The sequence below is a fragment of the Streptomyces sp. NPDC025833 genome (assembly GCF_055558055.1).
Window position 1 is genome coordinate 1 of record NZ_JBVHNF010000005.1, and the last position, 14,177, is coordinate 14,177.

Below are 14,177 nucleotides of genomic sequence, written 5' to 3' on the forward strand. Positions count from 1 at the left end.
CGGTTACATTCCGAACCCGGAAGCTAAGCCTCACAGCGCCGATGGTACTGCAGGGGGGACCCTGTGGGAGAGTAGGACGCCGCCGAACAAATTTTAGGAAAACCCCCGCATCGAAACGATGCGGGGGTTTTCTGCGTTCCAGAGCTTTTCCGTATTTCATATCGAGGCGAGCTGCCATGGCGCGGCCGATCACCGATCAGAGCCGACCGGCTGCCTTCAGCGCCAGATAGGCATCCGCCAGTGCCGGCGCCAGCTCCTCCGGCGTCGCGTCCACGACCGTCACACCGTGGCGACGGAGCTGTTCCGCGGTGCGCCGGCGTTCGTCCTGCGTCTGAGCCGCTGCCGCCGCCTCGTACACGGCCTCCGCGTCGCCCCGGGCCCGCGCCATCCGGGCGATGTACGGATCCGCCACCGAGGCGACCAGAACGGTGTGGCGCCGGGTGAGTTGCGGCAGCACGGGAAGCAGGCCCTCCTCGACCGGCGCCGCGTCCAACGTCGTGAAGAGAACGATCAGGGAGTGCCGGGGAGCGGTGCGCAGAGCGGTGGCGGTGAGACCGCGGGCATCCGTCTCGACGAGTTCCGGTTCCAGCGCGGCCATCGCGTTGACCAAGGACGGCAGCACATCCCCGGCCGACCGGCCCTGGACCAGCGTGCGCACCCGGCGGTCGTAGGCCAGCAGGGCCACGCGATCGCCGGCCCGGGAGGCGAGGGCCGCGAGCAGCAGGGCCGCGTCCATGGAGGCGTCCAGCCGGGGCGCGTCGCTCACGCGGCCGGCGGAAGTGCGGCCGGAGTCGAGGACCAGCAGGATGTGCCGGTCGCGTTCCGGACGCCAGGTGCGGACGGCGACGGCGGACTGCCGGGCCGTGGCTCGCCAGTCGATCGAACGGGTGTCGTCTCCCGGAACGTACTCGCGCAGGCTGTCGAACTCCGTTCCCTGCCCACGGGTCAGCACGCCGGTGCGGCCGTCGAGTTCACGCAGCCGGGCGAGCTTCGAGGGGAGGTGCCTGCGGCTGGCGAACGGGGGCAGGACCCGTACCGTCCAGGGCACGTCGTGGGCTCCTTGGCGGGCGAAGAGCCCGAGAGGGCCGTAGGAGCGGACGGTCACGCGGTCCGCTCGACGGTCGCCGCGGCGCATGGGGCGCAGCCGGGTCGTCACGCGCCGCCGTTCTCCGGGAGGGACGGTCAGCCGGTGCCGGGACGCCTCCGTGTCGGTGCCGGGCTGCCAGCTGCTGGGCGGCCAGGCGTCCCGCAACCGCCCCCGGAGCGGGCGGGAGGACGGGTTGGTGATGGTGAGGGTGACGTCGGCGGTGTCACCGAGCCGGACGGAGGTGTCCCCGGAGCGCGTCAGGCCCAGGCGGCGTACTGGCGCGGCCAGCGCGTAGTCGCAGGCACAGGCCAGCGCCAGGGGGCCGTTGACCGCGAGGAGGCCGGTCCAGCCCGGTTCCAGGATGCCGACGGGGAGTGAGCCGAGGGCCGCGAGCAGGGCGGCGCGTCCGGTCAGCGCCATCAGCGGGGCACCGGGACGTGGGCGAGGACGGCGTTGATGACCGAGTCGGCGGTCACGCCTTCCATCTCCGCCTCGGGACGCAGCTGGACGCGGTGCCGCAGCGTGGGCAGGGCCAGGGCCTTCACGTCGTCCGGGATGACGTAGTCGCGGCCCGTCAGCCATGCCCAGGCCCGGGAGGCGGCGAGCAGGGCGGTGGCGCCGCGCGGGGAGACGCCCAGGGTGAGGGAGGGCGAGTCACGGGTGGCGCGGCAGACGTCCACGACGTAGGCGGTGATCTCCGGCGACACGGTCGTCCCGGCGACCGCGGCGCGTGCCGCTTCGAGGTCGGCGGGGCCCGCGACGGGGCGTACGCCGGCGGCGCGCAGATCGCGTGGGTCGAAACCGGAGGCGTGCCGGGTGAGGACGTCGATCTCGTCCCGGCGGGAGGGCAGGGGGACGGTCAGCTTGAGGAGGAAGCGGTCGAGCTGGGCTTCGGGCAGGGGGTAGGTGCCCTCGTATTCGACCGGGTTCTGGGTCGCGGCGACCAGGAACGGTTCGGGGAGCGGGCGTGGTGTGCCGTCGACCGTGACCTGGCGTTCCTCCATGGCCTCCAGCAGCGACGACTGGGTCTTGGGCGGGGTGCGGTTGATCTCGTCCGCGAGGAGGAGGTTGGTGAAGACGGGGCCCGGCTGGAAGGAGAACTCCGCGGTGCGGGCGTCGTAGACGAGCGAGCCGGTGACATCGCTGGGCATCAGGTCCGGGGTGAACTGGACGCGCTTGGTGTCCACCGAGAGCGCGGATGCGAGGGCGCGGACGAGCAACGTCTTGGCGACCCCGGGGACTCCTTCTAGTAGTACGTGTCCGCGGCAGAGGAGGGCGACGACGAGTCCGGTCACGGCGGGGTCCTGGCCGACCACGGCTTTGGCGATCTCGGCGCGCAGGGCTTCCAGGGAGGCGCGGGCGGCGCCCGGGTCTCCGATCTTCCCGGCGTTGTCGGTGGTCGGGTCCGTCATGAACGGCGTACCTCTCTTTCGAGGGCGTCGAGTCGGTCGGTGAGTGCGACGAGGGCCGCGTCGTCGCCGGGCGGCGGTCCGAAGAGGAGGGGGTGCAGGGCTTGCCCGCCGTCGGCCGGGAGGCGGGTGGACAGGGCGGGGAGCAGGGCCTCGGGCGTGTGCGCGTGGGCCGGGGGGACGCCGACGAGGGGGGCGAGGCGGGCGCGGGTGGCGGCGCGAAGGGCGGCGGCCGCGCGGTCGCGGGCGTGGGCCTTGCGGTAGAGGCGGGCGCGGCCCTCGGTGGTCTCGGAGGCGCGGATCGCGACGGGCAGTCTCTCGGCCACGAGGGGGCCGAAGCGGCGGGCCCGCCAGCAGGCGGCGAGAGCCGCCGCGACGAAGAGCTGGAGGGTGGCCCAGAGCCATCCCGGGGGGAGCAGGTCCAGGAAGCTCTTCCGCTCGCCGGATCCGGCGGCTGAGGCGTCCGACAGCGAGGGGAGGTACCAGACCAGATGGGGTCGGGAGCCGAGCAGTTGAAGAGCCAGGGAGGCGTTGCCCTGCTCGTCGAGGCGCTCGTTGCGGAGGATGTCGGGCGCGCCGAGCACGATGGTGTCGCCGCCTCCGGAAGCCGCGGGGATCCGCAGCAGGGTGGCGAGGCGGTCGCTGCGGTAGCAGGCGTCGGCGTCGCGACGGGTGGTGGTGTAGCGGACGCCGCCGGTGTCGGCGGTGCCCGCGCGCCGGGCCTCGGGCAGGGCGCAGCCCGGGGCGAGCGTGGAATCGCCGGCGGCGCGGTTCGCGGTGACCCCGGGGGCGAGCCGGGTCACCGACCGGTCGCCGGCGGCGACCAGGACGGTGCGCCCGCCGGAGGCCGCGGTCGCCGCGTGCAGCCGGGTCTGCTGGCGGTGGGTCAGCAGATCGGGTACGGCGACGAGGAGGGTGGTGTCCGGACCCGCGGCGGCGCGTGCCGCACCGAGTGCGGTGACCACCCGGGTGGAGACGCCCCGCTCGGCGAGGAGTGCGGCGACGGCGCGGCTGCCGTGGGGGTCGGCGGAGCGCGGGTCCAGTTCGCCGTGGCGGGCGGTGGAGCGTACGGCGGCCATGGCGACGGCCGCGGCGAGGATCAGGACGACGGCGAGACCGATGCCCCGGGTCCTGGTCCACACCTGGCGTCCGGTGGGCGCGGTGGAGGTGGTCGCCGGTGGGGCCGCGGCGGTCACTCGGCTGCCCCCCGGGAGGCGCTGGGGGCCTTGGCGGCGGTGCTGTCGGCGAGAGCGGGCCTGGTGTCCTCCAGGTCGCGGTCGAGGTCGACGAGACGCTGGTACGACGGCTCGCCGGCCCTGCGCCCGCCGTACGTGACGTCGTCGAACTCACGGGCCGCGGCGCGCAGCCGCTCCGCGTGCCCGGGAAGGAGGCGGCCGGCTTCGGCGGCCGCTTCGTCGGCGGTGCGGCCGGGGCGTACGTCGAGCAGGGCGCGTTCCTCCAGGGCGCGGACGATGGCCCGCATGCGCTCCTGGACGGCCTGGTTCCAGTGGCCCTGGGCCGCTTGGGCCGCGCCGGCCGCGCGGTGTTCGGCGGCGCTGCGGGGCCGCTCGTCGAACAGGGCGGCGGCCGGGGCGGGGCGGCGGGCGGGGGTGCCGAGGCGCCACCACAGGGCGGCCGTCACGGCGACGACGACCAGGACCACGACGACCAGCCCGACCGCGCCGCCCGGCGTGGCCGAGGCGGCCGTGCCGAGCAGCCGGTCGATCCAGTCCCAGAGGGCGTTCAGGGCGCGCTGGAGCAGGCCGGGGTCGTTCTCGTGGTACATCCGCTTGGACAGCTCGCGCCGGGCCGCTTCCCGCGCGGGATCGCGCGGGATGGTCACCGGCGGCTCGTCGCCCGAGCCGGCGACCACCAGGACGGTCCGGCCCGCCAGGCCCGGCAGCCGTCGTACGACCGCGGCGGCGCCCGGTGCGGCGGCGGCCGCGAGAACTGCCCCCGTGATCACCGCATCAGCTCCCGGGGACTGGTCCGGGGGCGCCGGTGTCGTAGCCCTGGACACCGGCCGCGCGGGCCAGTTCGAGGTCGAGGGCCTCGCGGCGGATGCGCTGGTCGATGTAGAGGAGTACGGTGACGCCGGCGCTGATCGGCAGGGTCAGCATGGTGCCGATCACGGCGCCGATCCCCCGGATGATCAGGAACGTCCAGCCGAGGTGACCGCTGTTGGTGGCGAGGAAGTCGGCCGTACCGTCGCCGCTCACGGCCGCGCCGACGGCGGAGAAGGGGATGGCGATGATCGCCGAGACGATGCCGGTGATGAGCGCGGCGAGCAGTTGGATGCCGCAGATGCGCCACCAGGCGCCGCGTACCAGCTTGGCGGAGCGGCTCAGGGACTTCCCGATGCCCTGCCGTTCCAGCATCAGGGCGGGCGCGGCCAGATAGAAGCGGACGCCCAGCCACACGGCGACGACGCTGCCCGCGAGCAGACCCAGGGCGAACAGCGCTGCTCCGCCGGCGTCGCTGCCGCCGCTGATCATGACCAGGAGGCCGGGCAGTGCCCCGACGACCATGGCCCCGATGACGATCAGGCCGAGCAGGAGGAGCAGACCGCACAGCTTGGGGATTCGCGGGCGGGCCTCACGCCAGGCCTCGCCGATGGTGACCGGCTTGCCGAGGACGGCACGGCTGGTGATGGTCGTGATCAGGGCGGTGGTGACGACGATGGCGGCCGCGGAGACCACCGAGACCAGCCCGGTGCCGATCATGGTGTCGCGCAGGGCGCGGAACGCCTCGCGGGGTGTGACGGTCCGGTCGTCGAGCGAGGCGCGGGCGAGGGAGTCGTCGAGGACGAAGCCCTGGAGGAGGACCAGGCTGATCTCGGTGATCAGGGCGACCGCCAGCGAGATGCCGAGGACCGGGCGCCAGTAGCTGCGCATCGTGGAGACGGCGCCGTCGAGGATCTCGCCGACCCCGAGCGGTCGCAGCGGTATGACGCCGGGCTTGGCGGCGGGCGGCGGGCCACCCCAGCCGGGGTAGCCGCCGTAGCCGGGGTAAGGGCCGTAACCGGCGGGCGGGTGCCCTCCGCCGTATCCGCCGGGGTGGCCGCCCGAGGGGCCTGCCGGGTGCTGACCGCCCCAGCCGGGGCCGGGCGGTGGGGGTGGCGGGGCCTGGTGGGGGGCGGGGGCACCGGTGGGCGCCGGCCACCGGCCGGGTGGCGGCTGCTCCTTGGACCACTTCGCGCCCGGGCCCTGCGGGTCCGCGCCCGGCTGCGGTGCGGGCTCGGCGGGACCGGGGCGGTCGGCGGGTTCGGCGGAGCCGGAGGCACCGGGCTCCCGCCCCTCGGACGACGGGGAGGATCCGGGCGAGGCCCAGCCCGGAGTGTCTGTCATCGAAGCTCCTTCTCGGTGCCCGTCCGCGGTCGCGGCGGCAGGTTGGCAGCCATCGTGCCATGTGCCGATCAGCCGCGGACCGGCCACGGTGGGGACCGGACTCCTTCAATTGTCCGCGGTATCCGGGGCAGACTGTCGGCATGGCTGATCAGCAGGCGCGAACCGACGGGGACAAGCGGCCGATCGAGATACCGGCGATCCGATGGGAGGAACCACCGGAGGGCCCCGTGCTGGTCCTTCTCGACCAGACGCGGCTTCCGGCCGAAGAGGTCGAGCTGGTGTGCACGGACGCGGCGGCGCTGGTGGAGGCGATCCGGTCGCTCGCCGTGCGCGGGGCACCGCTGCTGGGGATCGCGGGGGCGTACGGCGTCGCGCTCGCCGCCGCGCGGGGCTTCGACGTGGCGGAGGCCGCGCGGTCGCTCGAAGGGGCCAGGCCCACCGCGGTGAACCTGTCCGTCGGGGTGCGCCGGGCCGAGTCCGCGCACCAGGCGGAGCTGGTCAGGACCGGCGATCCGACCGCGGCCGCCGTGGCGGCGCTGGTGGCGGCGCGGGCCCTGCACCGGGAGGACGCCGAGGCCAGCACCCGGATGGCGGCCCACGGCCTGGCGCTGCTGGACGAGCTGCTCCCGGGCGGCGGGCACCGGATCCTGACGCACTGCAACACCGGGGCCCTGGTCTCGGGCGGCGAGGGCACCGCCTTCGCGGTGGCGCTGGCCGCGCACCGGGTGGGGCGGCTGCGGCGGCTGTGGGTGGACGAGACCCGGCCGCTGCTCCAGGGCGCGCGCCTGACGGCGTACGAGGCGGCCCGCAACGACATGGCGTACTCCCTGCTCACCGACAACGCGGCGGGTTCCCTGTTCGCGGCGGGTGAGGTGGACGCGGTGCTGATCGGGGCGGACCGCATCGCGGCGGACGGCTCGGTGGCGAACAAGGTGGGGAGCTATCCGCTCGCCGTGCTGGCCCAGTACCACCACGTGCCGTTCATCGTGGTGGCGCCGGTGACGACGCTCGACCCGGCCACCCCCGACGGTGCGTCCATCGACGTCGAGCAGCGCCCCGGTTACGAGGTGACCGAGGTGATGGCCCCCCAGGTGCCGGTGACGGGCCCCGGAGGCGGGAATCCGGTGGCACCCCTGGGGACGCAGGCGTACAACCCGGCGTTCGACGTGACGCCGCCCGAGCTGGTGACGGCCATCGTCACCGAGGAGGGGGTCGTCTCACCCGTGACGGCCGCGGCGCTCGCGGAGCTGGGCGGCGCCAGGCCGCGCCAGGTGCCGATCACCTGACGGAGCGGCGCCGGCCCTGTCGGCCCCGGTCCACCCGGACGGCCCCTCTACCGTGGCGGCACGGGGGAGGGGCCGTCCGGACCGCGGCTTCCGGGCATCGTCCGCGGCCGGATGTCCCGGCGTGCGGACCGTCCGGGGCCGCCTCGGTGCGGGCCGGTCCCCGGCGGTGGCACCGGCGTCGGCGGCCAGGGGCAGACAGTGACGCCTCCATACGACTATCGTCACCGGCCAGTGACCTGCCTCACCAGGGCGCCTGTCGCTGTTATGAGAATGGGATGATGTCGTTTATGAAGGGACGAGTCCTTGTCGTCGACGACGACACCGCACTGGCCGAGATGCTCGGCATCGTGCTGCGTGGTGAAGGTTTTGAGCCGTCTTTCGTAGCCGACGGCGACAAGGCGCTGGCCGCTTTCCGTGAGAGCAAGCCCGACCTGGTGCTGCTCGACCTGATGCTGCCCGGCCGGGACGGCATTGAGGTGTGCCGGCTGATCCGGGCGGAGTCCGGTGTGCCGATCGTGATGCTCACGGCCAAGAGCGACACCGTCGACGTCGTGGTCGGCCTGGAGTCGGGCGCCGACGACTACATCGTGAAGCCGTTCAAGCCGAAGGAGCTGGTGGCCCGGATCCGGGCGCGTCTGCGCAGGTCCGAGGAGCCGGCACCGGAGCAGCTCACGATCGGTGATCTGGTCATCGACGTCGCCGGGCACTCCGTGAAGCGGGACGGGCAGTCGATCGCGCTGACCCCGCTGGAGTTCGACCTGCTGGTCGCCCTCGCGCGCAAGCCGTGGCAGGTGTTCACGCGCGAGGTGCTCCTGGAGCAGGTGTGGGGCTACCGGCACGCGGCCGACACGCGGCTGGTCAACGTGCACGTCCAGCGGCTGCGCTCCAAGGTCGAGAAGGATCCGGAGCGGCCGGAGATCGTGGTGACCGTCCGTGGTGTCGGTTACAAGGCCGGGCCGAGCTGACATGTCCGAGGACAGTGCCGCTCCGGCCCCCGGCGGTCCCGGGACCCGGCCGGGGCGGTCTGTCGGCCGGGCGGCCGGTACGCGGGTGAGGACCCTGCTGGAGGGCGGTCTGCTCCGGGGCGGCGCCCAGGGCAGCCCGGTGCTGCGGCTGTTCCTGCGCTGGGTGCGCCGGCCGCTGCTGCCGGTGATGCGGCTGTGGCGGCGCAACATCCAGCTCAGGGTCGTCGCCACCACCCTGCTGATGTCGCTGGGTGTCGTCCTGCTGTTGGGTTTCGTCGTGATCGGGCAGGTGCGCAACGGCCTGCTGGACGCGAAGGTGAAGGCGTCGCAGAGCCAGGCCACCGGCGGGTTCGCGGTGGCCAGGCAGAAGGCCGACGAGGCGGTCTCCGGAACCGGTGCCGCCGGCGGCACCGCCACCGGTGACGGCACGTCGACCGTGGACGGACGGCAGTCGCAGAACGTCATCCAGTGGATGAGCGACCTCGTCGAGTCGCTGTCCAGCGGTGGCGCGGGCGCCTTCGACGTGGTGACGCTGCCCGTGGGCGACGACAGCGGCGGCGGGCGCAGCCCGCGCGGTTCCGGGAGCGTCAACCCGACCTCCAGCGTGCCCGTGGCTCTGCGCGAGCGGGTAAACAACGGTACGACGGCCGCGCAGAGCAACACGCGGATCGTCTACTTCGGCGGCAAGGAGTCGCAGCCGGGGCTCGTCATCGGCAAGCAGGTCAACGACCCGAACGGGCGTCCGTACGAGCTGTACTACCTGTTCCCGCTCACCCAGGAGGAGAAGTCCCTCGGCCTGGTCAAGGGCACCCTCGCCACCGCGGGGCTGTTCGTCGTCGTCCTGCTCGGGGCCATCGCCTGGCTGGTGGTCCGGCAGGTCGTCACGCCGGTGCGGATGGCGGCCGGGATCGCGGAGCGGCTGTCCGCCGGGCAGCTCCAGGAGCGGATGAAGGTCACCGGCGAGGACGACATCGCGCGTCTGGGCGAGGCCTTCAACAAGATGGCGCAGAACCTTCAGCTGAAGATCCAGCAGTTGGAGGACCTGTCCCGGATGCAGCGGCGGTTCGTCTCGGACGTCTCGCACGAGCTGCGCACCCCGCTGACCACCGTCCGGATGGCCGCCGACGTCATCCACGAGGCGCGCGAGGACTTCGACCCGGTGACCGCGCGGTCCGCCGAGCTGCTCGCCGACCAGCTGGACCGGTTCGAGTCGCTGCTCGCGGACCTGCTGGAGATCAGCCGTTTCGACGCCGGCGCCGCGGCGCTGGAGGCCGAGCCGATAGACCTCAGGGAAGTCGTCCGGCGGGTGGTGAGCGGCGCCGAGCCGCTCGCCGAGCGCAAGGGCACGCGCCTGCGCGTGGTCGGAGACCAGCAGCCCGTCGTCGCCGAGGCGGACGCCCGGCGCGTGGAGCGCGTCCTGCGCAATCTCGTCGTCAACGCCGTCGAGCACGGCGAGGGCCGGGACGTCGTGGTCAGGCTCGCCGCCGCGGGCGGCGCCGTGGCCGTCGCCGTGCGGGACTACGGTGTGGGCCTGAAGCCCGGCGAGGCGACCCGGGTCTTCAGCCGCTTCTGGCGGGCCGACCCGGCACGCGCGCGCACCACGGGCGGTACGGGCCTCGGACTGTCGATCGCCCTGGAGGACGCGCGGCTGCACGGCGGCTGGCTGCAGGCGTGGGGCGAGCCGGGCGGCGGCTCCCAGTTCCGGCTGACGCTGCCGAGGACCGCGGACGAGCCGCTGCGGGGCTCGCCCATACCGCTGGAGCCCAAGGACTCGCGCCGCAAACGCGGTCTCGACGAGGCCGGGCTGACGCGTGACGGCGAGGAGAAGCGGGCGACCGTCCCGGTGCAGCAGGCCGGTGCGTCGACGCCGGCCCTGCCGCCGCGCGTCGCGCCGCGGTTGTCCGCCACCGACCCGACCGCCCTGCCCGGCAACGCCGCGCGCGTGGTGCCCCGGCCCACCGGCGGCGCCCGGCGAGCGGGGGACGGACCGGTCGGACGGCCGGCGCACGACGCGGGTGAGGGCCGGCCAGGGGCCGTGGCGCCGGAGCACTCGACCGAGCCTGGGGAGGCATTTCGTGGCCGCTGACCGCGAGGGGGGCGCACGGCGGCGGCCGGGGCGCGCGGTGGCGTACGCCGCCTTGGGTGTCGTACTGCTGGCCGGTTGCGCCTCGATGCCCGACAACGGGGACCTGCGGGACGTGGAGTCCACGCCCCGGCAGGACACCGGGGTGCGGGTCTTCGCGATGCCGCCGGCCGACGGGGCCGGTCCCGGTGAGATCATGCAGGGCTTCCTGGAGGCGCTGACCAGCGATGATCCGCAGTACGACACGGCCCGCAAGTACCTGACGGCCGACGCGGCGCACACCTGGCGGCCGGAGCGGTCGACCACCGTCCTCGCCAACGGGCCGAGCATCGAGACCGACTGCGGCCCGGGCGGCCGGGAGGAGGCCAACAGCGTCACCTGTGTGCTGGCCGGCAGCCGGGTCGCCACGGTCGACGCGCAGCAGGCCTACCAGCCCGCCGCGGGCTCCTACCGCGAGAAGCTGCACCTCGTGAAGGACGCCAAGAGCGGGCAGTGGCGCATCGACGGACTGCCCGCCGGGGTCGTCATGGGAAAGTCGGACTTCCAGCGGAACTACACGTCCGTCGACAAGTACTACTTCGCCTCCGACGCGACGGTCGGGGCGGGCGGGCAGCCGGTGGCGGTCGCCGACCCGGTGTTCGTGCGCAGCAAGGTGGACGCGATGACCCAGATGGTGGGTTCGCTGCTGAAGGGGCCCACCGCCTGGCTCGGGCCGGTGGTCCGGTCCAGCTTCCCGACCGGTACGGCGTTGCAGAAGGGCGTGTCCGGGCTGGCTCCGGACGACCAGAACAAGCTGACGGTGCCGCTGAACCTGAAGGCGTCCCGGGTCGGGGCGGGCAAGTGCACGGAGATGGCGACGCAGGTGCTGTTCACCCTGCGGAACCTGGCGCCGACGCTGGACGCCGTGGAGTTGCAGGGCATCGGCGGCGACCGGCTGTGCGAGCTGACCGACGAGCGCGCCGAGTCGGTGGCCTGGCACGGCGCGACCAAGCGCCCCGAGTACGTGTACTTCATCGACGGCAAGCACCGGGTGGTGCGGTTGCCGGCCACGAGCGGCGGTACCGACACTGCTGCCGGATCGGTCCCGGTGCCCGGCCCGCTGGGCGAGGGCGGCAAGGGGCTCCTGTCGGTGGCGATCTCGCGTGACGAGCACGCCGCGGCCGGGGTGGGGAACGAGGGCGCGTCGCTGTACGTGACCTCGCTGGCGTCCGGTGCCTCCTTCGACGAGACGCTGGTGACCAGCGCGGGGCCGACCCCGGCGGACCGGCTGACCACCCCGAGCTGGGACGCCCGCGGCGACCTGTGGGTGGCCGACCGCGACCCGGCGCGCACCCGGCTGTTCGTGCTGGAGCAGGGCGGCACCCGGCCGGTGCGGGTCGACGTCCCGGACCTGTCCGGGACGATCAGGGACGCGCGGGTGGCCGCCGACGGGGCGCGGATCGCGCTGGTCGTGCAGAAGGCCGGCAAGCAGTCCCTGCTCATCGGCCGCATCCAGCGCGACGACGGGACGGGGCAGGGCATCTCGGTGGACGGACTGCGGTCGGCGACACCGGACCTGGAGCAGGTCAGCGCCATCTCGTGGGCCGGGGACAGCAGGCTGCTCGTCGTCGGCCAGGAGCAGGGCGGCGTGCAGCAGATGCGGTACGTCCAGGTCGACGGCTCCACGCTCGACGGCCCGGCGCCGGGCGCGCTCACCAGCATCAAGGAGGTCGCCGCGTCCGAGGACGACCGGGTGCCGCTGGTGGCCCACTCGGAGGACGGCATCGTGCGCCTGCCGTCCGGGGCGCAGTGGCAGAAGGTCGACAAGGACGGGACGGCACCGGTCTACCCGGGCTGAACACCGAGCGGCACCGCGCCCCTCGAACGGGTGACGCGGTGGGCGGGCCGCGCGCCGTTTTCCACAGGGCGTCGTCCACAGGGGTGGCCGGACCGCGGGGACATGGGCACAGTGGTGGTCATGCGGGGGTGGTGGCGGGACCTCACCGACCTGGTGCTGCCGGCCGACTGCGCGGGCTGCGGGGCACCTCGTACGGCGCTCTGCCCGCGGTGCCGGGCCCGGCTGCAGGGGGGCGGGCCGCGGCGGGCGCGGCCGGTGCCGGAGCCGGCCGGGCTGCCGGTGGTGCACGCGGTTGCTCCGTACGCGGCGGAGGTGCGGGCGCTGCTGCTGGAGCACAAGGAGCGGGGCGCGCTGGCCCTCGCGGGACCGCTGGGCGCGGCGCTGGCGCGGGCCGTGCGGGCGGGCCTCGGTGCCGGCGGCGGCGACGCCGGTGCCGCGACAGGTGGTGCAGCCGGTGAGGCGGCCGGGTGGCCGCGGGGCGGGCCGGTCCTGCTGGTGCCCGTGCCGTCCGCCCGGTGGGCCGTGCGGGCGCGTGGGCACGATCCGGTGCGGCGGATGGCGCTCGCGGCGGCCGGGGAGCTGCGGCGCACCGGGACGGCGGCCCGGGTGGCGGCCGTGCTGCGGCAGCGGCGGGCCGTGGCGGACCAGGCGGGGCTGGACGCGCGGCGGCGCCTGGAGAACCTCGCCGGGGCGCTGGAGGTGGCTCCGGGAGGCGTCCGGCAGCTCGGTGCGGGCCGTGTGGTGCTGGTCGACGACCTCATGACGACCGGCGCGAGTCTCGCGGAGGCGGCGCGTGCGCTGCGGGAGGCGGGGGTGCCGCACCAAGACGGCAGAACGGTCGTGTACCGGGCGATATCTCGGGAAGGTAGGGAGGAACGAGAGCTCGGCGCGCGGCAGGGAAGGAAGTGGGTGCACGGTGCACCGGAAAAGACGGTGGCGAACGCCCGCGGAGGGCTGTTCCGTGCCGCTGTGATCGCTGCTCCTCGCGATTCTTTCGGAATAACCAGGAACTGACCGTAGACCTGCGTCGTTGCAGGTGGTGAAGGGACTAATTCACCGGAACGGAGGTACGCCGCAGTAGAGGGTGACGCCATCCGTCCGGGCGAGATATGTTCGGTTGTGAGGAAAGGCCGCAGGTCGCACCTCGCTTATCCGAATGCCGTGCCGCGGGTTTTTCCATAATCACCCGTGCCGGTGGGATGGAGATCTCGCCCATGGGGGAGGAGGAGGTGGAAGTCACCGAGTCCGAGGTCCGGTGCTCGCCGGACCTGGTGCGAAAGGGAGTGCTCCGCCGGGGCGGCGGAGCGATCCGGGAACGGAGTTCTGCGTGGACATCGTCGTCAAAGGCCGCAAGACCGAGGTGCCCGAGCGGTTCCGCAAGCACGTGGCCGAGAAGCTGAAGCTGGAGAAGATCCAGAGGCTCGATGCCAAGGTGATCAGCCTCGACGTCGAGGTGTCCAAGGAACCGAACCCCCGGCAGGCCGACCGCTGCGACCGGGTGGAGATCACGCTCCGCTCCCGGGGCCCGGTGATCCGGGCGGAGGCAGCGGCCAGCGACCCGTACGCGGCGCTCGACCTGGCGGCGGAGAAGCTCGACGCGCGTCTGCGCAAGCAGCACGACAAGCGGTTTTCCCGGCGCGGCGCGCGCCGGATCCCGGCGGCGGAGGTCCCCGACCACGTGCCGGACGCGGCGACGCTCAACGGCAACGGCCTCCCCGTCCACGAGGAGGAGACGGACGGAGTGCCGACCAAGAAGATCGGCTCGCTGGAGGTCAAGGGTGAAGGCCCCCTCGTCGTCCGCGAGAAGACCCACGTCGCCGCTCCGATGAGCCTCGACCAGGCCCTCTACGAGATGGAACTGGTCGGCCACGACTTCTACCTGTTCGTCGACTCCGAGACGAAGGAACCGAGCGTCGTCTACCGGCGGCACGCCTACGACTACGGCGTGATCCACCTCAGCACGGACCCGATGGTCACCGAGGCGGAGGCCCCCGCGGCGGGCGGCACGCTGGGCGGCTGACGCACCCGGCCGAAGCAGAGCCGGTGCCCCTGGAGCGTGTGTGCGCCCCCAGGGGCACCGCTGTGCGACCACTTCGCGCCCCATGCGTCACCTCGGTGTCGTCCGGGCATGGAATCATGGCCGCATCGGCCCAACCGGTGGGC

The 14,177-nt window shown here is 73.9% G+C and carries 11 protein-coding genes and 1 rRNA gene; 7 read left to right on the forward strand and 5 right to left on the reverse strand.

Features of this window, described 5'->3' with window-relative positions:
• Nucleotides 1-88 (forward strand): 5S ribosomal RNA (rrf, locus tag ACZ4K2_RS09525); the annotation flags it as partial.
• Between the two features lie 108 nt (nt 89-196).
• Here the strand turns inward: rrf and ACZ4K2_RS09530 are convergent.
• The 5 genes from ACZ4K2_RS09530 to ACZ4K2_RS09550 form a co-directional block, all read right to left on the reverse strand.
• Nucleotides 197-1,507 (reverse strand): DUF58 domain-containing protein, encoded by a 1,311-nt coding sequence (locus ACZ4K2_RS09530; RefSeq protein WP_467471269.1) that lies wholly within the window; start codon nt 1,505-1,507, stop codon nt 197-199.
• Entirely contained in the window at nt 1,507-2,499 is a 993-nt protein-coding gene (locus tag ACZ4K2_RS09535; protein ID WP_467471270.1) for an AAA family ATPase, read from the reverse strand. Before ACZ4K2_RS09535 ends, ACZ4K2_RS09530 begins: the two co-directional genes overlap by 1 nt.
• The gene (locus tag ACZ4K2_RS09540; RefSeq protein ID WP_467471272.1) at nt 2,496-3,692 is read right to left on the reverse strand and encodes a DUF4350 domain-containing protein; all 1,197 of its coding nucleotides are present in this window, start codon (nt 3,690-3,692) and stop codon (nt 2,496-2,498) included. The genes ACZ4K2_RS09535 and ACZ4K2_RS09540 overlap by 4 nt, the downstream gene beginning before the upstream one ends.
• Complete coding sequence (locus ACZ4K2_RS09545; protein ID WP_467472033.1) at nt 3,689-4,339, reverse strand: DUF4129 domain-containing protein; 651 nt, start codon at nt 4,337-4,339, stop codon at nt 3,689-3,691. Before ACZ4K2_RS09545 ends, ACZ4K2_RS09540 begins: the two co-directional genes overlap by 4 nt.
• 127 nt (nt 4,340-4,466) lie before the next feature.
• Nucleotides 4,467-5,843: a glycerophosphoryl diester phosphodiesterase membrane domain-containing protein gene (locus tag ACZ4K2_RS09550; protein WP_467471273.1), complete on the reverse strand. Its 1,377-nt coding sequence runs from the start codon at nt 5,841-5,843 to the stop codon at nt 4,467-4,469.
• Between the two features lie 140 nt (nt 5,844-5,983).
• Between ACZ4K2_RS09550 and mtnA the strand changes: the two genes are divergently transcribed.
• The 6 genes from mtnA (at nt 5,984) to hpf (ending at nt 14,034) form a co-directional block, all read left to right on the forward strand.
• Nucleotides 5,984-7,129: an S-methyl-5-thioribose-1-phosphate isomerase gene (gene mtnA, locus ACZ4K2_RS09555; protein WP_467471275.1), complete on the forward strand. Its 1,146-nt coding sequence runs from the start codon at nt 5,984-5,986 to the stop codon at nt 7,127-7,129.
• A 275-nt stretch (nt 7,130-7,404) separates the two neighbouring features.
• On the forward strand, nt 7,405-8,094 hold the full coding sequence (gene mtrA, locus ACZ4K2_RS09560; protein ID WP_187279108.1) for a two-component system response regulator MtrA: 690 nt from the start codon (nt 7,405-7,407) through the stop codon (nt 8,092-8,094).
• A 1-nt stretch (nt 8,095) separates the two neighbouring features.
• Entirely contained in the window at nt 8,096-10,180 is a 2,085-nt protein-coding gene (gene mtrB / locus ACZ4K2_RS09565; protein WP_467471278.1) for an MtrAB system histidine kinase MtrB, read from the forward strand.
• Nucleotides 10,170-12,014 (forward strand): LpqB family beta-propeller domain-containing protein, encoded by a 1,845-nt coding sequence (locus tag ACZ4K2_RS09570; protein ID WP_467471280.1) that lies wholly within the window; start codon nt 10,170-10,172, stop codon nt 12,012-12,014. The genes mtrB and ACZ4K2_RS09570 overlap by 11 nt, the downstream gene beginning before the upstream one ends.
• A 120-nt stretch (nt 12,015-12,134) precedes the next feature.
• Entirely contained in the window at nt 12,135-13,028 is an 894-nt protein-coding gene (locus tag ACZ4K2_RS09575; RefSeq protein WP_467472036.1) for a ComF family protein, read from the forward strand.
• Nucleotides 13,029-13,341: 313 nt separating this feature from the next.
• Complete coding sequence (hpf, locus tag ACZ4K2_RS09580) at nt 13,342-14,034, forward strand: ribosome hibernation-promoting factor, HPF/YfiA family (RefSeq protein ID WP_467471282.1); 693 nt, start codon at nt 13,342-13,344, stop codon at nt 14,032-14,034.
• Nucleotides 14,035-14,177: the final 143 nt, after the last annotated feature.

What these genes read in the sequence shown, in the direction of transcription:
- mtrB (WP_467471278.1), top strand. Translation starts at nt 8,096, where the DNA reads ATGTCCGAGGACAGTGCCGCTCCGGCCCCCGGCGGTCCCGGGACCCGG.
- mtrA (WP_187279108.1), top strand. Translation starts at nt 7,405, where the DNA reads ATGATGTCGTTTATGAAGGGACGAGTCCTTGTCGTCGACGACGACACC.
- ACZ4K2_RS09575 (WP_467472036.1), top strand. Translation starts at nt 12,135, where the DNA reads ATGCGGGGGTGGTGGCGGGACCTCACCGACCTGGTGCTGCCGGCCGAC.
- ACZ4K2_RS09550 (WP_467471273.1), bottom strand. Translation starts at nt 5,843, where the DNA reads ATGACAGACACTCCGGGCTGGGCCTCGCCCGGATCCTCCCCGTCGTCC.
- mtnA (WP_467471275.1), top strand. Translation starts at nt 5,984, where the DNA reads ATGGCTGATCAGCAGGCGCGAACCGACGGGGACAAGCGGCCGATCGAG.
- ACZ4K2_RS09530 (WP_467471269.1), bottom strand. Translation starts at nt 1,507, where the DNA reads ATGGCGCTGACCGGACGCGCCGCCCTGCTCGCGGCCCTCGGCTCACTC.
- ACZ4K2_RS09535 (WP_467471270.1), bottom strand. Translation starts at nt 2,499, where the DNA reads ATGACGGACCCGACCACCGACAACGCCGGGAAGATCGGAGACCCGGGC.